This window comes from Actinomadura verrucosospora (assembly GCF_039540335.1).
Classification (GTDB): domain Bacteria; phylum Actinomycetota; class Actinomycetes; order Streptosporangiales; family Streptosporangiaceae; genus Spirillospora; species Spirillospora verrucosospora.
In genome coordinates this window covers 190,503-211,005 of sequence record NZ_BAABEV010000011.1, presented here as the reverse complement: position 1 = coordinate 211,005, position 20,503 = coordinate 190,503, and the positions used below count along the sequence as shown (strand labels likewise).

18 protein-coding genes are annotated in these 20,503 nt (G+C 75.6%); 5 read left to right on the top strand and 13 right to left on the bottom strand.

The window, feature by feature from the left end; genetic code table 11:
* Positions 1-199 precede the first annotated feature (199 nt).
* Entirely contained in the window at positions 200-1,258 is a 1,059-nt protein-coding gene (locus tag ABD944_RS15595; RefSeq protein WP_345176822.1) for an NYN domain-containing protein, read from the top strand.
* On the opposite strand, the gene ABD944_RS15590 is transcribed toward ABD944_RS15595, so the two are convergent.
* A complete protein-coding gene (locus ABD944_RS15590) occupies positions 1,219-1,704 on the bottom strand; it encodes a pyridoxamine 5'-phosphate oxidase family protein (protein WP_345176819.1) in 486 nt (161 codons plus the stop codon). The two genes, ABD944_RS15595 and ABD944_RS15590, sit on opposite strands and share 40 nt — an antisense overlap.
* A 214-nt stretch (positions 1,705-1,918) precedes the next feature.
* Between ABD944_RS15590 and ABD944_RS15585 the strand changes: the two genes are divergently transcribed.
* Positions 1,919-3,133: a YncE family protein gene (locus ABD944_RS15585; RefSeq protein WP_345176818.1), complete on the top strand. Its 1,215-nt coding sequence runs from the start codon at positions 1,919-1,921 to the stop codon at positions 3,131-3,133.
* Between the two features lie 9 nt (positions 3,134-3,142).
* Here ABD944_RS15585 and ABD944_RS15580 read toward each other — a convergent pair whose 3' ends face one another.
* From ABD944_RS15580 to ABD944_RS15530, 11 genes are all read right to left on the bottom strand, one after another.
* Positions 3,143-6,184, bottom strand: coding sequence for a BTAD domain-containing putative transcriptional regulator (locus ABD944_RS15580; RefSeq protein ID WP_345176815.1), 3,042 nt, complete (start codon positions 6,182-6,184; stop codon positions 3,143-3,145).
* 64 nt (positions 6,185-6,248) lie between these two features.
* A complete protein-coding gene (locus tag ABD944_RS15575; RefSeq protein ID WP_345176813.1) occupies positions 6,249-6,734 on the bottom strand; it encodes a TadE/TadG family type IV pilus assembly protein in 486 nt (161 codons plus the stop codon).
* Positions 6,731-7,189, bottom strand: a complete 459-nt coding sequence (locus tag ABD944_RS15570) for a TadE family protein (protein ID WP_345176811.1) — start codon at positions 7,187-7,189, stop codon at positions 6,731-6,733. Before ABD944_RS15570 ends, ABD944_RS15575 begins: the two co-directional genes overlap by 4 nt.
* The gene (locus ABD944_RS15565) at positions 7,186-7,626 is read right to left on the bottom strand and encodes a TadE family protein (protein ID WP_345176809.1); all 441 of its coding nucleotides are present in this window, start codon (positions 7,624-7,626) and stop codon (positions 7,186-7,188) included. Before ABD944_RS15565 ends, ABD944_RS15570 begins: the two co-directional genes overlap by 4 nt.
* Positions 7,627-7,631: 5 nt before the next feature.
* Entirely contained in the window at positions 7,632-7,853 is a 222-nt protein-coding gene (locus ABD944_RS15560) for a Flp family type IVb pilin (protein ID WP_089314798.1), read from the bottom strand.
* Positions 7,854-7,905: 52 nt separating this feature from the next.
* A complete protein-coding gene (locus tag ABD944_RS15555; RefSeq protein WP_345176806.1) occupies positions 7,906-8,823 on the bottom strand; it encodes a type II secretion system F family protein in 918 nt (305 codons plus the stop codon).
* On the bottom strand, positions 8,820-9,758 hold the full coding sequence (locus tag ABD944_RS15550) for a type II secretion system F family protein (RefSeq protein WP_345176803.1): 939 nt from the start codon (positions 9,756-9,758) through the stop codon (positions 8,820-8,822). The genes ABD944_RS15555 and ABD944_RS15550 overlap by 4 nt, the downstream gene beginning before the upstream one ends.
* 19 nt (positions 9,759-9,777) lie before the next feature.
* A complete protein-coding gene (locus ABD944_RS15545) occupies positions 9,778-11,079 on the bottom strand; it encodes a TadA family conjugal transfer-associated ATPase (RefSeq protein ID WP_345176800.1) in 1,302 nt (433 codons plus the stop codon).
* Positions 11,080-12,048, bottom strand: coding sequence for a hypothetical protein (locus tag ABD944_RS15540; RefSeq protein WP_345176798.1), 969 nt, complete (start codon positions 12,046-12,048; stop codon positions 11,080-11,082).
* Between the two features lie 2 nt (positions 12,049-12,050).
* Complete coding sequence (locus ABD944_RS15535; RefSeq protein ID WP_345176795.1) at positions 12,051-12,938, bottom strand: CpaB family protein; 888 nt, start codon at positions 12,936-12,938, stop codon at positions 12,051-12,053.
* A gap of 226 nt (positions 12,939-13,164) precedes the next feature.
* Positions 13,165-13,866 carry a TetR/AcrR family transcriptional regulator gene (locus ABD944_RS15530; protein WP_345176792.1) on the bottom strand — a complete coding sequence of 234 codons (702 nt, stop codon included), beginning with the start codon at positions 13,864-13,866 and terminating at the stop codon, positions 13,165-13,167.
* 179 nt (positions 13,867-14,045) lie between these two features.
* Between ABD944_RS15530 and ABD944_RS15525 the strand changes: the two genes are divergently transcribed.
* The 3 genes from ABD944_RS15525 to ABD944_RS15515 all read left to right on the top strand — a co-directional run bounded on the left by ABD944_RS15525 (position 14,046) and on the right by ABD944_RS15515 (position 20,084).
* On the top strand, positions 14,046-14,519 hold the full coding sequence (locus ABD944_RS15525; RefSeq protein ID WP_345176789.1) for an SRPBCC family protein: 474 nt from the start codon (positions 14,046-14,048) through the stop codon (positions 14,517-14,519).
* Positions 14,520-14,580: 61 nt separating this feature from the next.
* Positions 14,581-15,522 (top strand): NAD-dependent epimerase/dehydratase family protein, encoded by a 942-nt coding sequence (locus tag ABD944_RS15520; protein ID WP_345176786.1) that lies wholly within the window; start codon positions 14,581-14,583, stop codon positions 15,520-15,522.
* Between the two features lie 38 nt (positions 15,523-15,560).
* Entirely contained in the window at positions 15,561-20,084 is a 4,524-nt protein-coding gene (locus tag ABD944_RS15515; RefSeq protein ID WP_345176783.1) for an FtsK/SpoIIIE domain-containing protein, read from the top strand.
* Between the two features lie 97 nt (positions 20,085-20,181).
* Here the strand turns inward: ABD944_RS15515 and ABD944_RS15510 are convergent, their stop codons facing one another.
* Positions 20,182-20,451 (bottom strand): WXG100 family type VII secretion target, encoded by a 270-nt coding sequence (locus ABD944_RS15510; protein ID WP_089314806.1) that lies wholly within the window; start codon positions 20,449-20,451, stop codon positions 20,182-20,184.
* Between the last annotated feature and the right edge of the window lie 52 nt (positions 20,452-20,503).

Here is a 20,503-nt window from a genome sequence, read left to right as displayed (position 1 = left end):
GCTGATGACCTGGTCCTGGAGCTCCTGGCGGGTCAGGCCCGCGCCGTCCTCGTGGGGGCCGCGCCCGCGGGGGCCGGGCGCGTGGAGGGCGAGCGGTCTGCCGCGCTGACGCCCGGCGCCGGCCGCGCCGGGCGGCCCCGCGACATCTAAGCGTGGTTCGCACCCGGCAGGGCGCTCCGCACGAATAAGGTGGAAGGCCATGGCCACCTCGGAGTACGTCCCTCAGCCCGCGCGATACGCGATCTTCGTCGACGCGGGGTACCTCTACGCGGCCTCCGGGGCCCTCCTGCTCGGTTGCGGTTCCCGGCGCGAGTACCGGGTCGCCGCGGAGAAGTTGATCAAGGCGCTCACCGACCACGCCGACGAGCAGCGGCGCGGCGAGCTGCTGCGGGTGTACTGGTTCGACGCCGCGCCGAGGCGCCAGCCGACCGTCGACCAGCGGGTGATCGCCAACCTGCCGCTGGTGAAGCTGCGCCTGGGCAACCTGAACGCGCAGGGGCAGCAGAAGGGCGTGGACGCCCAGCTGCGCGCCGACCTGGAGGCCCTGGCCCGGCACCGCGCGATCACCGACGCGGTGCTGCTGGCCGGTGACGAGGACATGCTGCCCGCCGTGGAGGCCGCGCAGCGCTACGGCGTCCGCGTGCACCTGTGGGGCGTGGAGCCGACGCACGGCTCCAACCAGGCCGAGTGGCTGGTGTGGGAGTCCGACACGGTCGAGGTGCTGCCCGCCGAGTTCCTGCGCCCGTACTTCACCAAGGCCAAGGTCCTGCCGGTGCCCGCGCCCGGCTCCGCCGCCGCGGTCCGCGACGCCGCGGCCGCCGCGCAGCGCACCAGCCCCGTCCCGTCGCCGTCGCAGGTGTTCGCGGGACGTCCCCCGGCGGTCAAGCCGACGCCCGCGGCGGCCCGCGCGGCCGTCCCGGTGCCGGGCGCCGCCACCCCCGCCACGGTGGCCGCGTCGCTGAACTCCGCCACGGCCGCGCCGTCCGACGGCAAGCTCGGCCCCGACCGCGACCACATGCTGGAGATCGGCGAGCACGTCGCCCAGAAGTGGATCTTCGAGCGCGGCCGGGACAACATCCGCGACCTGCTGCCCGGCCCGATCCTGCCGCCCGTCATCGACAAGGAGCTGCTGATCGAGGCGGAGAAGGAGCTCGGCGGCTCGCTGCGCCCCTACCAGGAGGCCCGCACCTGGCTGCGGGACGGCTTCTGGGAGCGCGTCTACCGCGAGTTCGGCATAGGCATCGGCAAGTCCGACTGACGGACCGGCCGCGGCGCCTCAGCGGAGGATGTCGTGGCCCGCGCGGCGCGCGCGTCAGTGGGCGACGCGCATGGCGGCGCCCACTCCGAGCCGGTAGACGAGCCGTCGGCGCCGGAGTCGGCGCCCAGCGTCTCGGGGTAGTCGCCGAGCGGGGCCGAGAGCGATGCGGTGCCCTGGACCAGCACGTATTCAGGCCGGTCGCTGTAGCCGTGGTCGCGCGCGTGGAAGGCCAGGGCGACCTTGGGCTCGCGCTTGATGCGCTGGAGCTTCTTCCAGCCTCCGACCGAACTGTTCACCGTGACGGTTCCGCCGTCGCGGTCACGTGCGCCGAAGTTGGTGGCCGGGGTGAGCACCACCCCGCGGGCCGGGGTGACGGTGGCGAGGATGACGGCCTGGTCGCCGCCGATGATGTCGTCGACGGTGTCGGGCCAGTGCGCCAGGGTCATCGATCGCTCCCCTCAGAACGGGACCGAATCTAACAGACGTAAGTGTTTTTTTAGAGGGGCCGGCGGGCTTTGCGCCGTTCGTGGCGGTGAACCGCGCACCCCGCGGACCGGCCGGCACCCGATACCGTCTCCGCAGCGAACACGTTTGGCAATTAGCCGGATGCAGAACGTCGTCCCTAGGTAAGGTCCCCGCCGTGAATGGGGGAGACCGCGCATGCAACCTCACAAGGGACGATCACGGGCCGCCGCGCTGCCGCTCGCCGCGGCCCTCGCGCTGACCGGCCTGGCCGGGTGCGAGTCGCCCGTCCCCTTCTACCGGCCCGGGGAGGGCTCCCCGGACGACCCGGTCGTCGGGCTCGGCGGACCGGCGCCCTACCTGCCGGCGCGCCCGGGCGGCGCGCCGCGCGCGTCCGAGTCCGGGCCGCCCGGCGGGGTGCCCGTCGCGCCGGCGGGCGGCCGCGTCTACGCCGCCACCGGCCCCGGGATGCTCGCCCCGGCGGCCCGCGGGCTCCCGGCACGGCTGTACGTGCCGAACGGCCCGTACGTCGACGTCCTCGACCCCGCCGGGCTCAGGCTCGTCGGCCGGTTCCACACCGGGGCGCCGGCGTCGCGGGTGGCGCCGTCGTGGGATCTGCGGCGGCTGTGGGCCACCGACCGCGCGAACGGCCTGCTCGTCCCGCTCGGTCCGCGCAGCGGGAGACTGGGCCGCCCGGTCGGGGTCACCGCGCCGACCGGGCTCTACTTCTCCCCCGACGGCCGCGACGCGCTCGTCCTGGCACGCCGCCCGGACCGGATCGACGTGCGCGACCCGCGCACGATGGCGGCGCGGGGGACGGCGCCCCTGCCGTGCGCGGCCGGCCACGCCGACTTCACCCCCGACGGCGCGTCCCTGGTGGCCACGTGCGCCGCCGCCGGGGTGCTCGCCCGCGTCGACCTGGCGAGCCGCGCCGTCTCCGGCACGCTGCGGCTGCCCGGCGGAGCGCGGCCCGGCGACCTGCGCCTGTCCCCCGACGGGTCCGCCTTCTACGTCGCCGACGCCCGGCAGGGCGGGGTGTGGCTGGTGGACGCCCGGCGGTTCACCCCGCTGGGGTTCGTCCGGACGGGAGCCGGCGCCCGGGGCCTGGCGATCAGCAGGGACGCGCGCCGGCTCTTCGTCGTCGGCGGCGGCGCCGTCACCGCCGTCGAGTTCGGGACGCGGCGGGTCGCGGCGCGCTGGCCGCTGCCCGGCGGCGGCTCGCCCGCGCCGGGCGGGGTGTCCCCGGACGGGACGGCCCTGTGGCTCGCCGACCCCGCCGGGCTCGTCTACGCCGTCTCGACCCGGACCGGGCACGTCGTCCGGTCCGTCCGGGTCGGCGGGCGCCCGGCGGGGATGTGCGTGCATCCGCAGCCCGGCCGCTACTCGCTGGGCGGCACCGGCCTGTACCGCTAGCGGGGCCGGCTAGCGCGAACCGACATGGTGCCAGTCGGGGAGCAGCTCCTCGACGAGCGCCTCGGTCTCGGGCTGGAGCCCGTCGAACAGCGGGTCCCGGACGACGCGGCCGCGCAGCTCGTCCACGGCCACCTGGACCTGCGCGACGTCGCCGGTCGCGTGGGTGGCGCGGAGCAGGTCGCGCCACAGGCCCTCGTCCTCGGGGGCGAGCCGCAGCCCGGCGCGGGCCGCGCCCACCGCGCCGCGCGGGTCGCCCTCCTCCAGCCGCAGCACGACGAGGCGGTGCGCGACGTCGATGACCCGCGCGGGCGCCTCGAACTCCAGGTCGTGGTCGGCGAGCCAGGCGTACCGGCCGCGCGGCCGGTCGGCGAGGAGCGGGCCGCGGACGAGGTCCAGCGCGTACGCCATGTAGGCGGTCTCGGAGGCGGGCTCGGCCGCCGACCGCCACACCAGCCAGCGGAACACGTTCAGGTCGACGCGCACCTCGGAGCCGAGCCGGATCCGGCCGCGGTCGTCGTAGTACAGGTTGGGGCGGCCCCGTGCGTCGCGGCCGAGCCAGTCCGACACGCGGGCCACGCACGCGTCGCGGACCCCGGTGGAGACGCCGCGCGGCCAGACCGCGCCGGACAGCACCGTCGGGTGGACGCCCTCCGGGTGCGCCGCGAGGTACACCAGCAGCTCCGTGCACAGCTCGCGGCGGGACTCGTCCATCGGCCCCGGCGCGTCGACCTCGATCGGGCCGAGCAGCCGGACCTCCACCGACGACTCCTGCGCGCTCGGCGGCTCCTCGCCTCCGGCGAGGCCGGGCAGCTCCACCGGCTCCAGCCGCGCGGCCGTGCGGAACAGCTCGAACACGCCGCGGTAGTCGTCGTCGCCGACGAGCTGCGCCTCGACGTCGAAGCCGAGCACGCCGGCCGTCAGGCGCCCGGCGGCGTCGACGTCCCACGTCCAGGTGGCGCCCGGCACGTCGCCGGGGACGAGGTAGCCGGCGGCCATCCGGGTGCCGGTGCGGGCCAGCGCGACGAGCCGGTCGGCGTCCCGCTCCGGGGGCTGGTCGGCCATGATCAGGTAGTGCGGCATCCACGCCTCGCCGAACACGCCGCGGCAGCGCCCGGTGAGCACCGAGTCGACGCCGGACGCGGCCAGCGCCTGCCGCACCTCCTCGCTGCGGCCCTCCAGCTCGGGCAGCGCGTCCTCCAGCGTCGGGACGGACCGGACCCGGTCGGGGGCGATCTCCGCCAGGCCCTCGCCGAGCTCGGCGTCGAACCCGACGAGCGTGATCCGCATGTGGTCGGACCAGCGGTTGGTGGCCAGCTCCAGCGCGACCGCCGACAGCACGGCGCGGCGGGTCTCCTCGGGCCCGCGCAGCGCGATCAGCCCGTGCGCGGCCTCCAGGTCGACGAGGATGCGGCCGTTGTCGTTCGTGCCGATCGAGACCAGGCCGGGGTAGGGGGCGAGGACGTCGGCGAGGTCGGAGGCCTCCAGGCCCGGCAGCGCGTCGGCGCCCAGCCGCCACACCTGCCCGTCGTCGAACGCCTGCCAGGGCGCGGGCGGGTTCCGGTCGGCGGGCGCGATCCACAGGTCGAGGCTGCCGCGCCCGAGGTGCACGCCGTAGATGGTCGGCAGGGCGCGCCCACCCGCCGCCATCGACTTGGACATGTGCCGAAGCCCGAGGTCGAGCAGCCGCGCCGCGTCGTCGTCGGCGCCGATCCGCAGGGCCCGCTCCGCCTCAACGGCCGCCCCCTCCGGCCGGACGATCATGTGCCCGAACGCGCGGTGCCACATCTGGGTGCGGCGCCGCCGGCCGAGCGCGCCGAGCAGCCCGGCGGCGAGCAGCGACGCCGCGGCGAGTCCGTGCGGCCAGCTCACGTCGAACCTGTCGCCGGTCTCGGCCGAGGGCCTCTCCGTCCCGCCGTCGTGCGCGGGCGGCTGCGCGGTCTCCGTCCTCTCCGGCCCTGACTTCTCCGGCGCGGGCGCCTTCGGCTCGGTGTGCTGCGGCGCCGGGGTCGGCGAGGCCGACGGCCGCGGGACGACCGGCGGGGCCTGGGACGCGGGCGGCTGCGTCGGCTCGGCTTCGTGTGTGGGCGGCTCGTGCGTGGGCGGCGCCTGATGGGTCGGTGGCGCCTGATGCGTGGGCGGCGTCTGCTGCTGCGGCGGCGTCTGCTGCGCCGGCGGGGTGGGCTTCGGCGCCGCGGGCGGGGCCGGGTTCGGCTTGGCGGGCGCGTCGGGGACGGCGTGCCCGTGCCGGAAGTAGTCCTGGAGCTCCTTGGTGGGGATGACCTGCGCGTGCTTGGCGTCCGCGGGCATCTCCAGGATCCAGCCGGGACGGATCAGGCTCGCGATCGTCAGCCGCGTCCCGTCCGGCTGGATGTGGCCCTTGTTGAGGGAGTAGATCTCGTTGTAGCGGCGGCCCTCGCCGAGGCACTTCTCGGCGATCTCCCACAGGGACTCGTGGTGCCGGCCCTCGGGCGGACGCACCCGGTAGATCTTGGTGGTGGCGGCCTTCTCGGCCGGGCTCGCGGCGAGGTTCTCGGCGGCCGGGGCGGCGGCGGGCCGCTCCGGCGCCTCGGGGATCTGGTGGAACTCCGCCGCCTGCGGCTGCATCTGGACGGCGGGCGGACGCTGGGCCAGCCCGCCGGAGAGCGCCGGCATGATCGAAGTGGTGGCGGTGAACAGCAGCAGCGCCGCCACGACGAGCCGGTGCACGAGCGACTGCGTCCCGCCCGCGAGCGGCACCCGCGCGGGGACGCCGACGCCACGGATCCCCGCGTACACCTCGACGACCACGCACGCCGCGAGCTGGATCCAGGCGAGCCACACCAGCACCACGAGGATCGCGATGAGCGAGCCGGGGCCCACCCGGTGCGTGAGGTCGGACGCGGACGGCACGTGGTCCGGCAGCGGCGAACCGAAGATCGTCAACAGCGCGAACGGGACGCCGGCCATCAGCGCGGCGAGCAGGACGAGCGCCCCGATCCCCGCCAGCACGTCGCCCGCGCTGCGCTGCCTCCGCACCCGGACGGGTGTCCTGCGCTCCTGCCGCGTCACCATCGCGCCCCTGCCGTTCTCCGGTCCCTGGACGTCGTCCTCATGGTAGATCTGTTCTCGCCGATGCTCACGGGTTCGTTCCTCCCGGTCCGCCCGTGACGGGGCGGGCGGTCGCGCTGGAGGTCATCTGGAACTCGCCGAAGCCCGGAATGATCCCGAGCAGCTGGGGCCGCACGCTGATCCGCACGCTGACGGCGACCTCCTGCTCGTCGGCGTCGCACCGCGACCCGGTCACCTGGTCGCTGTAGGAGGCCAGCAGGTCGCACGCCGCCGCGCGGGCCTTGCCGGGGTCGAGGACGGGCTTGCCGGTCTGCCGCAGGGCGTCGGGGTCGATCTGGTTCGCGCCGGCGCGGGCGGCCTGCTCGGCCATGTCCGCCGCGCGCTGCCGGGCGTGGATGGCGAGGCCGCCGTCCACGAGCAGCCCGGCCAGCAGGATGACGACCGGGGTGAACAGCACCGTGTACATCGCGATCGTGCCCCGGTCGCGACCGTCGCCGACGGCCCGTGCCTCCGGCCGGCCCCGCCGTCCCGGCGCGTTGCGCGGTCCCGTCATGGCGTGTCCTCCGGCGGCTCGTCGTCCGTCCCGCGGAAGGTGTAGGTGTCGACGGGCGCGATCGCGTGCCCCTGGAGCCGCTTGCTGCCGGGCAGCCCGATGAACGCCAGGTCGCCGAGGTCGACGTCGCAGGTGATGGTCACGTCGACGCTGCCGCCCGGCCCCCAGCCGGACACGTCGGTCTCCACGGTGGGGCCGCCGGAGCACCAGGAGGTGCCGCGCAGCCCGGCGGACGCGGTGTCGGAGGCGAGGCCCTCCGCGTCTCCCGCGCTGCGCGCGATGGACGCGGCGCGGGCGGCGTCGCGGGCCGCGCCGTCCACCTGGCTCTTGGCGTCCACCATGCGCCCCGCGCCCGCGAGGAACAGCAGGAACGCGACGAAGATGGGCGTGACGAGGACCATCTCCAGCGACATGGACCCGCCGTCGGCGACGAGGCGCGGCAGGCGGGCCCTCATCCGCCCGCTCCCCGCTGGCACGCCGTCCCGGAACCGACGTCGGGACGGAAGCACTCGATCGGGCCCTGCGAGCGCTGCGACACGTGGAACCTCATGAACGGGACGACCTGGACGGCCTCGCCGCTGACCTCGACCCAGCGCTCGTCGTTCTCCTCCCCCGCCCGGACCTGGAGCCCGCCGAGCAGGTTCGGCCCGATCTCGCGCACGCTGGAGGACGCCTTCGCGGTCGCCGCGCCCTCCCAGCCGCCGCCGACCGGGGAGGTGCGCGCGACGCGGGCGCCCGACTGCGCCGCCGCGAGGGCGACGTGCCGGGCGTGGAAGACCATGGCGAACTGCACCGCGGCGAGCATCATCATGATGAGGACCGGGGTGAGCAGCGCCCACTCCATCGACGAGGCGCCCGCGTCGGAGGAGGCGCCGGGTTCCCTGGGCCGCACGGCGGTCAGCCCGTGTTGATGCTGTTGGCCTTGTCCTGGATCTTCTTCTGGATCACCGCCCCGATCGTGATCGCGATCAGCGCGAGGATCGCGGTGATGATCGCCCATTCGATCGCGGACGCGCCGCGGCACCGCTCCTCCTCGTCTCGCAGTCGCGCCAGGCGGGTGCCGAGCAGGGCGCGCAGGTAGACGACGGCCGGGTCGTTCAGGGGATTGAGCGGGCTCATCGTGACAGCTCCAGGGGCGTGGGTCGGTGAACGGGTCGGGGAAGGTTCGCGGTCATGAGGCCAGCACCCGCATGAGGGCCGGATAGGCGAGGAAGATCAGGAAGCCGGCGCACAGGAACAGCTGCGCGATGAGCATCGACTGGGAGCGCTCGCCCGCCTTGCCCTCCAGCTCCGACAGTTCGCGGCTGCGCATCGACGCGGCGCGGGCGGCGAGGGACTTGCGGATCTGGGCGCCGTCGTCGGACACCAGCGCGAGCGCGCCCGCGAGGTCGCGCAGCTCGGCGATGTCGACCTCCTCGCCGAGCCCGCCGAGCGCCTGCCAGGGCGTCTGGCCGGTGATGCGGGCGTTGGCCAGGGCGTCGCGGATGCGGTGCATGGCCCAGCCCTCGCCGACGTTCGAGGCGGTCATCAGCGCCTCGGGGACGCCGCGGCCGCCCGCGAGGTTCATCGACACCAGGTCGAGGAACGCGCCGACGACGTGCCGGAAGTCCTGCCGGCGCGACTGCGCCTCCTGCCGGAGCTGCATGTCGGGAAAGAAGAAGAACAGGCCGGCGAACAGCACGCAGATCCACACCGGGACGGCGACCGAGGAGCCGAGCCCGAGCAGCGTGAAGTAGGCGACGACCAGCGGGATGAACACCAGCGCGGCGGCGGGCAGCAGGAACTTGGTGGCGAGGAACGCCTCCAGCGACCGTTCGGTGATCGCCAGGTCGGCGCGGACCGACCGCAGCCGCCAGCCGCGCGCCTCGCACATCCGCGCCAGTTCCCGTCCGAGCTTCTCCCGCGTCCCGCCGAACCGTCCCGGCGTCGGCGCCGGCGTCCCGGACCGCCGCTGCTCCAGGTCGCGGCGGCGGGCGGCGTCGAGCGCCGCCATCCGCGCGGCGAGGCCGGGCCGCGACGGGAACAGCGCCCGGAAGAGCACGTACAGGCCGAACCCGACGACGGCCCCGGCGATCATCGCGGCGTTCACGGGACGCCACCGCCCTCGGCGGCGCGGCCCTGCCAGCCCGCGACGGTGCTCGGCACCTCGCCGGGCACGCCGGGCTGGGCGGCCCCGCGCGGCTCGCTGAGGAACCGGCCGGGCATCTCGTACCGCGACAGGCGGCGCAGCCACAGGAAGGCGGCGCCGTACAGGGCGACGACGATGCAGAGGACGAGCTGCCCGAGGACGTCGTCGTACGGCTCGACGTAGGAGTGGTTGAACACGGCGAGCGCCAGGGCCGTCCCGACGGACACGGCGACGACGATCCGGACGCTGCGCCGGGTCGCGCGGCGGTCGGCCTCCACGCGGCGGCGCATGTCCAGCTCGGCGCGGGCCGAGTCGGCGAGGGCGCCCAGCATGTCGCGCAGCCCGGGGCCGCGCAGCTTGGCGTTCAGGATCAGCGCGGCGATCACCAGGTCGGCGGACGGGTCGTCCAGGTCGTCGGCGAACCGGCGCAGCGCCTCCGGCATCGGGACGCGGGTGTGCAGCCGGTCGACGAGGTTGCGCAGCGGCTGCTGGAGGGCCGGCGCGGCGGCGCGCTGGGAGGCGGGGATGGCCTGCTCCAGCCCGACGGCGCCGGCGATGGTGTCGCGGAGCGACTCCGTCCACGCGGCGAGGGCCTCCAGCCGCGCCATGCCCCTGCGCTCCTCGGCGGCGCCGCCCGCCAGGCCGTTCCAGGCGAGGACGAGCGCGCCGGTGCCGCCGGCGGCGATCGGCCAGCGCGTCACGATCAGCACGACGGCGCCGACGATGACGGCGAGGGCAGTGCGGGTGGTGAGGGTGCGGACCAGGTCCTCGCGGCTGTGGCCGCGGGCGGGCCCGCGGCGCGGCGGCAGCCCGCGCATCGCGACGATCAGCAGCAGGAGGCCGCCGCCGACCGCGGCGCCGGTGACGACGGCGAGCATCACGTCCGGCGCGTACATCAGCCGTCACCCCCGCGCGTCACCAGGACCCCCCGGCGGACGGGTCGTAGCCGTGCTCGACCAGGTCGGCGATGCACGCGATGGGCGCCGCGGGGACGGCGTACCCGGCGGGCCCGAGCGCGAAGATCTCCGAGGACAGCACGCGCCCGTCCACGCCGGTGACCTCCCGGACGCTGGCCACGTAGCGGCGCAGCCGGCCGCCGGAGGCGTAGTCGTTGCGCTTCTCGATGAACACCACGAAGTCGATCGCGCCCGCGATCAGCATGTGGGTCGCCTCGACCGGCAGCCGCTCCTCGGACTGGATCGCGTACGTGGCGACGCGGTTGAAGACCTCCGCCGAGGAGTTGGCGTGGATCGTCGACAGGGATCCGTCGTTGCCCTGCGTCATCGCGTTCAGCATCGTGACGATCTCGTCGCCGAGGACCTCGCCGACGATCACCCGGGACGGGTTCATCCGCAGCGACCGGCGGACCAGCTCGGCCATCGAGATCGCGCCCTGGCCCTCGGAGTTCGGCAGCCGCTGCTCGAACGCGACGCAGTTCGGGTGGAGCTCGGGGAACGCGTCGAGGCCGAGTTCGAGGGCGCGCTCGACGGTGATCAGCCGCTCGTGCGGCGGGATCTCGTTGGCGACGGCGCGCAGCAGCGTCGTCTTCCCCGCGTTGGTCGCGCCCGCGATCATGATGTTCTTGCGGGCGTGCACGGCGGCGCGGAAGAACTGCCCGACCTCCTGCGTGATCGTGCCGTTGCCGACCAGGTCGGCGAGGAACACCTTGCCGAGGCGGGCGCGGCGGATCGACAGCGCGGGGCGGACGGTCACGTCCATCACCGCCGACAGCCGCGACCCGTCCGGGAGCCGCAGGTCCAGCTGCGGGTTCGCGGTGTCGAACGGGCGCGAGGACAGCCCGCTGTAGGCGGCGAGGATCTGGATCAGCTCGACCAGCTCCTCGTCGCTCTCGGCGACGGGCTCGCCCATGGCCTCGCGGCCGTCGGCGTAGCCGAGGAACACGCGGTCGCAGCCGTTGATGTCGATGTTCTCGATCTCGGGGTCCTCCAGCAGCGGCTGGAGCCGGCCGACGCCGAACAGGGCCGCGTGCACGCCGGCGGCGAGGGCCTCCTCCTCTTCGGCGTTCGGCGGCCGGCGCCCCGAGGTGATCTCGCCGCGCGCGAACTCCTCCAGCACCTGGCCGATCAGGGCGCGGGCGAACTGCCGCTCGTCCTCCCCGGACATCGGCGGGAGCCCGTTGGCGGCGTCCAGCCGGCGCTGCCGGGCCAGCCGGTCGCCGACCTCCTGGCGGAGACGTTTGACCAGAGCGTGGTCCATCTAGCGCCTCCCCTCCTCGTGCCCGCCGCCCGCGGCCACGTGCGGCGCCTGCCGCGGCGGCGGCGGTCCCTGCGGCGGCTGCTCGGGCGGTCCCGGCGGGAGCGGGACGTCGTGCCCCGCGGGAGGCGCTCCGGGGGGCCCGGCGGGAGGCGCGGCGGAGACCGCGGCGGGCAGGCGCCCGACCAGGTCGGCGGCGACCTCGCGCGCCGACCGGATGAGCAGCGAACGGTCCAGCCGCCCGCCCCAGCTGCCGGACAGCAGGTCGGCGCCCTTCGGGTCGAGGGCCAGGCCGCCGAGGACGGTGACGTCCGGCGGCGGAGGGCCCTGCGCGGCGTCGGCGGCGCGCCCGCGCACCCCCGCGAGGATCCGGTCGACCTCGGCGATGGAGCCGCGGAAGTCGCGCGGGTCGGCGAGCACCAGCACGCCGACGGGCGGCCCGCCGCGCAGTTCCGCGGTCAGCGCGGCGACGCGCTCGCGCAGGTGGGCGACCTGCTCCAGGGTGGCCCTGGTGAGCAGGACGACGAGGTCGGCCTCGTGCATGAGGTCGATCAGCGGGCTGGCCGCGCCGAGCCGCCCGCAGTCGGCGATCACGTCGACGGGGGCGAGGCCGGCGAACGCCCGGCCGAGCGGTCCCCACAGCCACGTCATCGCGTGCGCCTGCTCGGCGTTGGTGACGCCGACGAGCACGTCGAGGCCGCCGGAGAGCCGCTGGCAGTGCTCGGCGACCTGGTCGGGGCGCAGCCCGCGGCGGGCCGTGGCGGCGAGGCTGAGTAGCCCGCGCGAGGGGTTGAGCATGCCGCCGTCGGCGTCGCCGTCCGGCTGGGCGGAGGGCAGCCGGTAGACCAGGTCGCCGCCCGCCTGGTCGCATTCGGCGACGAGCACGGGACGCGGCCACACGGCGCCGAGCGCGACCGCCGCGGTCGTGACGCCCGGCGCGCCCTTGTCGGCCGCCAGCGCGATGAGTGCCACCGTCAGTTACCGCCCGTGCCTGGGCCCGGGGTGCCGGCTCCGGGGGTGCCGGCTCCGGGGGTGCCGGCTCCGGGAGTGCCGGTTCCGGGGACGGGCTGGACGCCGTTGCCGCCGTCCGAGCCCTCGGGCGCCGCGGGCGGCACCGAGACGTTCGTGCCGGGCGGGAGCAGCGCGAGCGCGACCGTCCCGGCGGAGGCCGCCTGCGTCACCCGCGCCGCGTCGGCCGGGAGCACGGCGACGTCGACGCTCGTCTGCTCGGACCGCAGCCGCGTCGGGCCGCCGCCGTCCCCGGCGCCGACGTTCAGCACGACCGCGTCCCGCGCGAGGACGGTCCCGGCGCGCGGCCCGCCGCCCGTCCCGCCGCCGACCGCGAACAGGGTGACGTGCGCGCCGCGGGTGACGTTCCCGGAGGGCATCTGGCCCGGCTTGAGCGCGAGCCCGACGACGAGCCGGCCGCTGGTGGGCGCGTCGGCCGGGCTGATCATGGAGTTGGTCAGCAGCGCGCCCTTCACCAGCGGGACGGCCGCGAAGTACCGGCTCACCTTCGCCCGCTCGGACCACTTGAGGTACTGGATGCCGGTGTCGCCGATCTGCACCTCTTCGAGGGCGCCCGCCGGGATCCGCTGCCCGGCCGCGACCGGCTGGGCGATGCGGATCGCCGAGACCCGCTCGCCGCTGGCCATCACGAGGTAGGCGCTGGCGAGGGCGCCGCCGAGGATCAGCAGCACCGCCAGCGCGGCGAGCGCCGGTCTGCGCTCGCGCGAGGACGCGGGGAGCCGCTGCCCTCCCGAGGTGCCGAGCCCCGACCGGCCGAGTCCCGTCCCGCCGGACGAGCCCGCCGCGCCGCCGCCGGAGATGGTCGACTGGTTGGCCTTCATCGCGCTGCCCACGCGCTCCTTCCCGCCCTGACCCGGCCCCGTCCCACCGGAGTCCGCGTCGTCGAGCGATCCATGCTCGCGGGGGCGGAGAGGTCACGTCAATGGATTCGCGGGAGCCGAGCGCCCCCATATCCGAGCACACGGCGATGACCTGCGAATTCACGGATCACATGGCCACTTACCACCAGTCACATCCGTCACTGACCCCCGGGCCGGACGGGCGGGAGGGCCCGTCCGGTCACGGTTTCAGGCCGATGAGGCGCGCGAGCAGGGTCGACGTGTGGTCGAAATAGGCGGCCCGTTCCTCGATCACGTTGTTGTACTGGCCGAACAATTCGAAGCTGACAGTCCCGTACAAAGCGGCCCACGCGGTGAACGCCCGCGCCATGACGTCGCCGGGGACGTCCAGGGGGAGCATCGCGCGTGCGCGGGCCATGTCCTCGGCGATGGCGGCCGGCGGCGGGGGGCACGGCCCGGCGGGGTCGAGCTCGCCGGCCGCGTGCGCCTCGGCGACGATCCGCGCCATGACGACGGTGTCCCGCACGGCGGCGGGGACGGTCTCCTCCGGGGCCTTGTAGCCGGGGACCGGCGACCCGTAGAGCAGCGCGTACTCGTGCGGGTGCGCGAGGGCCCACTCCCGGACGGCGCGGCACACGGCGAGCCAGCGTCCGCCGTAGTGCTCCGCGCCGGCCCCGGCGTCGGCGCGCTCGACGGCCTCGCCGACCGCGTTGTAGCCGTCGATGATCAGCGCGGTCAGCAGGTCGTCGCGGCTCGGGAAGTACCGGTAGATCGCCGACGACACCATGCCCATCTCGCGGGCGACCGCGCGCAGGGACAGCCCCGCGGCGCCGTCGGTGGCGAGCTGCCGCCTCGCGATCTCGGTGATCTCCCGGACCATCTCCGCCCGGACCCGCTCGCGCGCCGTCTGCCCCGCGCTCATGCCCACCTCCTCGGGGACGGCCTTCCGCCGGCCCCTTCGTCCTGCCCGTCCTCCGGAGGCTAGCAGAGCGCCGCGCTGTTTTGAGAGCCTCGAACTTCTTCGAGAGCACTGCTCTTGACAACATCGCTCTCCTCAGAGAGCATTGCTCTCGTAACGGAGCACCGAACAAGGAGCCGGCCATGCGAAGCCTCACGACCCTGCACGACGACTACGCGCTGCGCGGACGCATCGACGACGCCGCGCCCGTCACCAGCGCCTCCACCGTCCTGATCGACGCGCCGGCCGCGCGGGTCTGGGAGGTCCTGGCCGACCTGCGCGGCTGGGAGGCCTGGGCGCCCGACTTCAGGCTCCGCGAGCTGGACGCCGTCGAGCCGGGCCGGGAGTTCCGCTGGAGCCAGGGCGGCACGCCCCTGCGGTCCCGCTTCGCCGTGGTCGACCCCGGCCGGGAGCTGAGCTGGACGGGCACCTTCCTCGCGCTCTACCGGGCCGTGGACCGGCTGGTCCTGGCCGACGAGGGCGGCCGGACCCGCGTGACCGTGCAGGAGTCGCTGGACGGCCCGCTGATCCGGCTGATCTACGGGGAGCACAAGCTCCGCGCGGGCCACGAGGCCCGGCTGGCCGCCCTCAAGGACCACGTCGAGGCCTCCGCCTGAGGCGGAGCGCGCAACACCGAGCACACACCACCGGGCACACACCACCGTCAGGGAGAGAACCATGGGCAGGCACGTGATCGTCGGAGCCGGGCAGGTCGGGACGCACCTCGCCGAACTGCTGACCGGGCGGGGGCACGACGTCGTCGTCGTGACCCGGTCCGGGTCGGGCCCGGACGGGGTCGAGCGGGTCGCGGCGGACGTCGCCGACCGGGACCGCCTCACCCGGATCGCCAAGGGGGCCGACGCGCTCTACAACTGCGTCAATCCGCGGTACCACCGGTGGACGCAGGACTGGCCGCCGATGGCCGCGTCCCTCCTCGGGACCGCCGAGGACACCGGGGCCGTCCTCGTGACGCTGAGCTGCCTGTACGGATACGGGCCGGTGGACGGGCCGATGACCGAGGACCTGCCGCTCGCCGCGACCGGCGCCAAGGGGCGGGTGCGGGCGAGGATGTGGAAGGACGCCCTGGCCGCGCACGAGGCGGGCCGCGCCAGGGTCACCGAGCTGCGCGGGTCCGACTACTACGGGCCGCGCAGCACCGACCAGGCCTACATCGGCGAGACGCGGTTCGTGAAGCCGCTGCTGGCGGGCAAGCGCGTCCTGTACTTCAGCGACCCGTCCGTCCCGCACGCGTGGACGTACCTGCCGGACGTCGCGCAGGCCCTCGCCATCGCCGGGACGGACGAGCGCGCCTGGGGGCGTCCCTGGCACGTCCCCACCGGCCCGGCGGTGCCCACGGTCGAGGTCGGGGAGCGGCTGTGCGAGATCGCCGGAGCGCCGGCGCCGCGCATCAGCGAGGTCCCCCGCGCGGTCTTCAACGCGGCCGGGCTCCTCTCACCGATGCTCAGGGAGCTGCGGGAGACGCGGTACCAGTTCGACAAGCCCTACATCCTCGACTCCTCGGCCTTCGAGTCGACTTTCGGGATGGCCCCGACACCGCTGGACGACGCCCTGAAGGCGGTCGTGTCGGCTTCCCGGATGGCGGAGGGGACGGGTAATTAAGCTAGGCCCGGTTGTCCCGCGGACGTCGGAGGGCTCGGATGCGGATCTCGTTCACGGCGTTGACCGGCGGGGGCCCCCGCGACGTGGTGCTCAACCTCGACTCCGAGGCCACCGTGGACGGCGTCGCCCAGACGCTCGCCGCCACGCTGGACGGCCGCCCCGCGGTCCCCGCCCCGCGCTTCTCCAAGGACGCGCTGCTGTCCCGGGGCGCGCGCAAGGCCCTCTGGATGGACGGCCGGATGCTGGACCCGCAGGCGCTCGCCGTGAAGGAGCTGCGGGACGGCGCCGTCGTGGCGGTCGAGCGGCGCGGCGCCGCCGCGACCGTGCTGACCGAGCCGACCGGGCTGGTCGAGGTGCGCGTCGTCGGCGGCCCGGCCGCCGGGTCCGTGCACCGGCTGGGGCTCGGCGTCTGCACGATCGGGTCCGGGAACGACGTCGACGTGGTGCTGGACGACCCGTCCGTCCCGGCCCGGTCCCTGCGGCTGACGGTCGAGCGCACGGCCGTCCAGGTCGAGGCGTCCGCCCTGACGATGCAGGGGGCGGTCGTCCTGGACGGGACGCCCCTCGGCGCGAAGACGGCGTGGCCGATGGGCGCGCTGCTGACGGTGGGGGCCAGCGTGCTCGCCCTCGCGCCGTGCGCCGCCCCCGACACCCACCTGGAGCCCCTGCCTGAGGGCGGCCTCGCGTTCAACCGGCCGCCGCGGCTGAACCGGCCGCGGCGGGCGCGGACGCTGGAGGTGCCGAAGCGCCCCGAACGCAACCCGCGCGAGCGGCTCCGGCTCTTCGGCGCGCTGCTGTTCTCGGCGTTCGGGCTCGCCATGGCGTTCGGGCTCGGCCAGTGGTGGTGGGCGCTGTTCGCGCTGGCCTGGCCGGTGATGACGCTCGGCGAGTGGCTCGGCGACCGGATGCACGGCCGCAAGTCCTACAAGAAGTCGCTGAAGGAGTACCACCGCAAGGCGGGCGAGTTCGACGGCGAGCTGGAGCGGCTGCGGCGCGAGGACGAGGCCGAGCGCCGCGCGCTGCACCCCGACGCCGCCGAGGTCCTGCTCACCGCGACGGGCCCGCGCCGCCGCCTGTGGGAACGCCGCCGGGACGACCCCGACGTCCTGCACCTGCGGGTGGGCCTCGCCGACCTGCCCGCCCGCATCGAGCTGACCGGGGACGCCGAGCCGGCGGGCGGCGCCGGAGGCGAGCGGGCGGGGCGGGAGGGGCCGTCCTCCGACGGGCGCGGACTCCGGGTCCCGAAGGCCCGGCAGGTCCCCGTGGTGCTGCCCCTCACCGAGCTGGGCGTCGTCGGGCTGACCGGGCCGCGGCACGCCTCGCGCGCCCTGGCCCGCTGGATGGTCGCGCAGGCCGCCGCCCTGCACAGCCCCCGCGACCTGGCCATCGTCGTGCTGTCCGCCGACCAGAACGCCGGGCACGAGTGGAACTGGGTGCGCTGGCTGCCCCACTGCGCGCCGCGCGAGGGCGAGGACTGTGTGGCCCTCGTCGGCACCGATCCCGAGTCGGCGGCGCACCGCGTCACCGAACTGGCGATCCGGGTGACCGAGCGGCGCCGGGCCGCGCAGGCCGAGTCGTCGTTCTTCGGCCAGGGCGGCCGGCCCGCCGACGGCGCGCCGTACAACATCCTGATCGTCCTGGACGGCGCCCGCGCGCTGCGCCGCATCCCGGGGATGCCGATGCTGCTGTCGCGCGGCGCCGAGTACGGGCTCTACGCCATCTGCGTGGACGACGAGGAGCGGCTGCTCCCCGAGGAGTGCAGCGCCGTCGCCGCCTGGGACGCCCAGCGGCACTCGACGCTCCTGCTCCAGGGGCGGGGCCTGGACGCCGTCGGCCCCGTCCTCGCCGACCAGGTCTCCGCGACCTGGACCGACCGGGTGGCGCGCGCGCTGGCCCCCGTCCGGGACGTGTCCCGCGAGGACGCCGAGGACTCGCTCCCCGCCGACGTGCGGCTCCTGGACATCCTCGACATGCCCGAGCCCACGGCCGAGCACGTCCTGCAGTCGTGGAACAGGACGGGCGGCCGGACGACCCGCGTCCCCGTCGGCCTCGCCTCGGGCGGCCGCTACGAGATCGACCTGCGCGCGGACGGCCCCCACGGCCTCATCGCCGGGACCACGGGCGCGGGCAAGTCGGAGCTGCTCCAGACCCTCATCGCCTCGCTCGCCGTGGCGAACCGCCCCGACGAGATGACGTTCGTCCTCATCGACTACAAGGGCGGCGCGGCGTTCAAGGACTGCGCGGACCTCCCCCACACGGTCGGCATGGTCACCGACCTGGACGGCCACGCCACCGAGCGCGCCCTGGAGTCGCTGGCCGCCGAGCTCCGCCGCCGCGAGGAGATCCTGCTCGGCGCGGGCGCCAAGGACGTCGACGACTACGACGACCTGCGCCCCGCCGACCCGGGGCTGCCGGCCGTGCCGCGGCTCGTCCTGGTCATCGACGAGTTCGCCGCGATGGTCACCGAGCTGCCCGACTTCGTCGCCGGCCTGGTCGACATCGGCCGCCGGGGCCGCTCCCTCGGCGTCCACCTCATCCTCGCCACGCAGCGCCCCGCCGGGGTCGTCACCGCCGACATCCGCGCCAACACCAACCTGCGCATCGCGCTGCGCGTCACCGACCCCGACGAGTCCGCCGACGTCCTGGACTCCCCTGACGCGGCGCAGATCTCCAAGTCCACCCCCGGGCGCTGCTACGTCCGCTCCGGGGCGTCGTCGCCGCAGGCCGTCCAGTCCGCGCGGATCGGGGGCCGCCGCCCCGGGGCCGCGTCCGGGTCCGGCGGGCCGACCGTCCACCCGCTGCCGTGGCAGGGCCTCGGCCATCCGCTGCCCGCGCCGCGCGAGGCGGCCGACGACGCCGTGCTCGCCACCGACCTCGGCGTGCTCGTCCAGGCGGTCGACGAGGCCGCGCGCCGCGCCGGGATCGCCCGGCAGCCCTCGCCGTGGCTGAGCCCGCTGCCCGAGCGGGTCGCGCTGGCGCCCCGCACCGCCGCGGGCGGCTCCGTCGTGGACGTCCCGCCGATCCCGTTCGGCGTCACCGACCTGCCCGCCGTCCAGTCCCGCGAGGAGCTGACGCTCGACCTCGCGGCCGGCGGCCACCTCTACATCGCCGGGTCCGCGCAGTCGGGCCGCTCCACGGCGCTGCGCACGATCGCCGGGTCCCTGGCGGGGGCGTGCTCCCCCTACGACGCGCACCTGTACGCCGTCGACTGCGGCGCGAACGCCCTGCTGCCGCTGGTCTCCCTGCCGCACTGCGGCGCCGTCGTGACCCGCGACCAGCTCGACCGCTGCGAGCGCCTCCTCACCGCGCTCTCCGCCGAGGTCGCCCGCCGCCAGCAGGTGCTCGCCGAGGCGGGGTTCTCCTCCCTCGCCGAGCAGCGCGCCGCCGTCGCCGCCACCGACCGCCTCCCGTGGATGGTCCTGCTCCTGGACCGCTGGGAGGGCTTCCTCGGCGCGTTCGAGCACTACGACTACGGGCGCCTCGTCGACCAGGTCGTCCGGCTGCTGCGCGAGGGCGCCGCGGCCGGGCTGCGCGCCGTGTTCACCGGCGACCGCTCCGGTCTCGGGGGGCAGGTCTCCACGGTCTTCGACCGCCGCCTCATCCTGCGCATGGCCGACCCGAACGACTACGGGTACGGCGGCCTGCAGGACCGGCAGATCCCCGCCGAGATGCCGCCCGGGCGCGCCCTGGAGCCCGCGGGGCCCGGCGCGCCTCCCCGCGAGTCGCAGATCGCGCTCCTCGGGGACGACGCGTCCGGCGCGGCCCAGGTCGCGGCCCTGCAGGAGATCGCCCGGAGCTGCGTGTCCCGCTACGGCCGGCTGCCGCGCCGCCGGGGTCCCCTGCACGTGGACGAGCTGCCGGTCCGCGTCACCTACCGGGAGGCGATGTCGCTCGACCCGGAGTTCCTGGCCCCCTCGGCGCTGTGGGCGCTGGTCGGCGTCGGCGGCGACACGCTCGCGCCCGTCGGCGTCGACCTGCTCAACGAGGGCCCGGGGTTCGCCGTCGCGGGGCCGCCCCGCTCGGGCCGCTCCACGACGCTGCGGACGATCGTCCAGTCGCTGCTCGACCCCGCGGTCGGCGGCGGGCTCGTCCCGGTCGTCCTGGTGACGCCGCGCCGCTCCCCGCTGCGCCTGCTGGCGGGCCGGCCCGGCGTGCTCGGCGTGCTGACGTCCGACGCCGGCGCCGACGACCTGGAACGCGCGATCGGCGACGAGCACCGCTTCGCGGTGGTCGTGGACGACGCCGAGCTCCTGGACGAGACCGAGCTGGACGAGGCCCTGAGCGGCGTCCTGCGCACCGCCCGGGACGGGGAGCACGCCGTCGTGATCGGCGGCACCACCGACGATCTGGGCCGCGGCTACCGGGGCTTCATGTCCGACACCCGGCGCTCGCGGTCGGGCGTCCTGCTGTCGGTGGACTCCCCGGACGACGGCGACCTGTTCGGGCTGCGCCTGCCCCGCAACGCGCCGCTGGGCGGGCCCACCGGCCGGGGCCTGTTCGTGGCCGCGGGCGCCACCACCCGGATCCAGGTGGCGCTTCCCCCTCCGGTCGGCTCCGACTGATCGCGACCGGCCTCCGCCGGGCGGAGGGCGCCGGGCGAAGAAAAAAGGCGGGTCCCGGCCTCGGGGGGATGGGCCGGGACCCGCGGCTCGCGGAGGCTCAGCGCGTGGCGGCCTCGATGTTCTGCTGGGACCTGCGGATGTCCTGGCTGCCCTGTTCGAGGGCGACGGCCATCTTGTCGAAGGCGGTCTTGGCCTCGGCCCAGGAGGCGCGGAAGCGGTCGGCCCCGGGGCCCCACCAGGCCGCGCTGCTGCTCACGGTGCGGCCGTTGAGGTCCTTGATGAGGGCGTCGAGGTTGCGGGAGTGCTTGCTGAAGATGCGGGACAGTTCCTCTAGCTCGCCCAGGTTGGCGCCGCGCTTGTCACCCATCGCCCCGGCCCTTTCCTCGCTGATCGTTGGAACGTTTCCAGCCGCTGCCGCA

Coding starts and splice junctions, on each gene's coding strand:
- ABD944_RS15595 (WP_345176822.1), top strand. CDS start 200: ATGGCCACCTCGGAGTACGTCCCTCAGCCCGCGCGATACGCGATCTTC.
- ABD944_RS15590 (WP_345176819.1), bottom strand. CDS start 1,704: ATGACCCTGGCGCACTGGCCCGACACCGTCGACGACATCATCGGCGGC.
- ABD944_RS15585 (WP_345176818.1), top strand. CDS start 1,919: ATGCAACCTCACAAGGGACGATCACGGGCCGCCGCGCTGCCGCTCGCC.
- ABD944_RS15580 (WP_345176815.1), bottom strand. CDS start 6,184: ATGGTGACGCGGCAGGAGCGCAGGACACCCGTCCGGGTGCGGAGGCAG.
- ABD944_RS15575 (WP_345176813.1), bottom strand. CDS start 6,734: ATGACGGGACCGCGCAACGCGCCGGGACGGCGGGGCCGGCCGGAGGCA.
- ABD944_RS15570 (WP_345176811.1), bottom strand. CDS start 7,189: ATGAGGGCCCGCCTGCCGCGCCTCGTCGCCGACGGCGGGTCCATGTCG.
- ABD944_RS15560 (WP_089314798.1), bottom strand. CDS start 7,853: ATGAGCCCGCTCAATCCCCTGAACGACCCGGCCGTCGTCTACCTGCGC.
- ABD944_RS15550 (WP_345176803.1), bottom strand. CDS start 9,758: ATGTACGCGCCGGACGTGATGCTCGCCGTCGTCACCGGCGCCGCGGTC.
- ABD944_RS15545 (WP_345176800.1), bottom strand. CDS start 11,079: ATGGACCACGCTCTGGTCAAACGTCTCCGCCAGGAGGTCGGCGACCGG.
- ABD944_RS15530 (WP_345176792.1), bottom strand. CDS start 13,866: ATGAGCGCGGGGCAGACGGCGCGCGAGCGGGTCCGGGCGGAGATGGTC.
- ABD944_RS15525 (WP_345176789.1), top strand. CDS start 14,046: ATGCGAAGCCTCACGACCCTGCACGACGACTACGCGCTGCGCGGACGC.
- ABD944_RS15520 (WP_345176786.1), top strand. CDS start 14,581: ATGGGCAGGCACGTGATCGTCGGAGCCGGGCAGGTCGGGACGCACCTC.
- ABD944_RS15515 (WP_345176783.1), top strand. CDS start 15,561: ATGCGGATCTCGTTCACGGCGTTGACCGGCGGGGGCCCCCGCGACGTG.
- ABD944_RS15510 (WP_089314806.1), bottom strand. CDS start 20,451: ATGGGTGACAAGCGCGGCGCCAACCTGGGCGAGCTAGAGGAACTGTCC.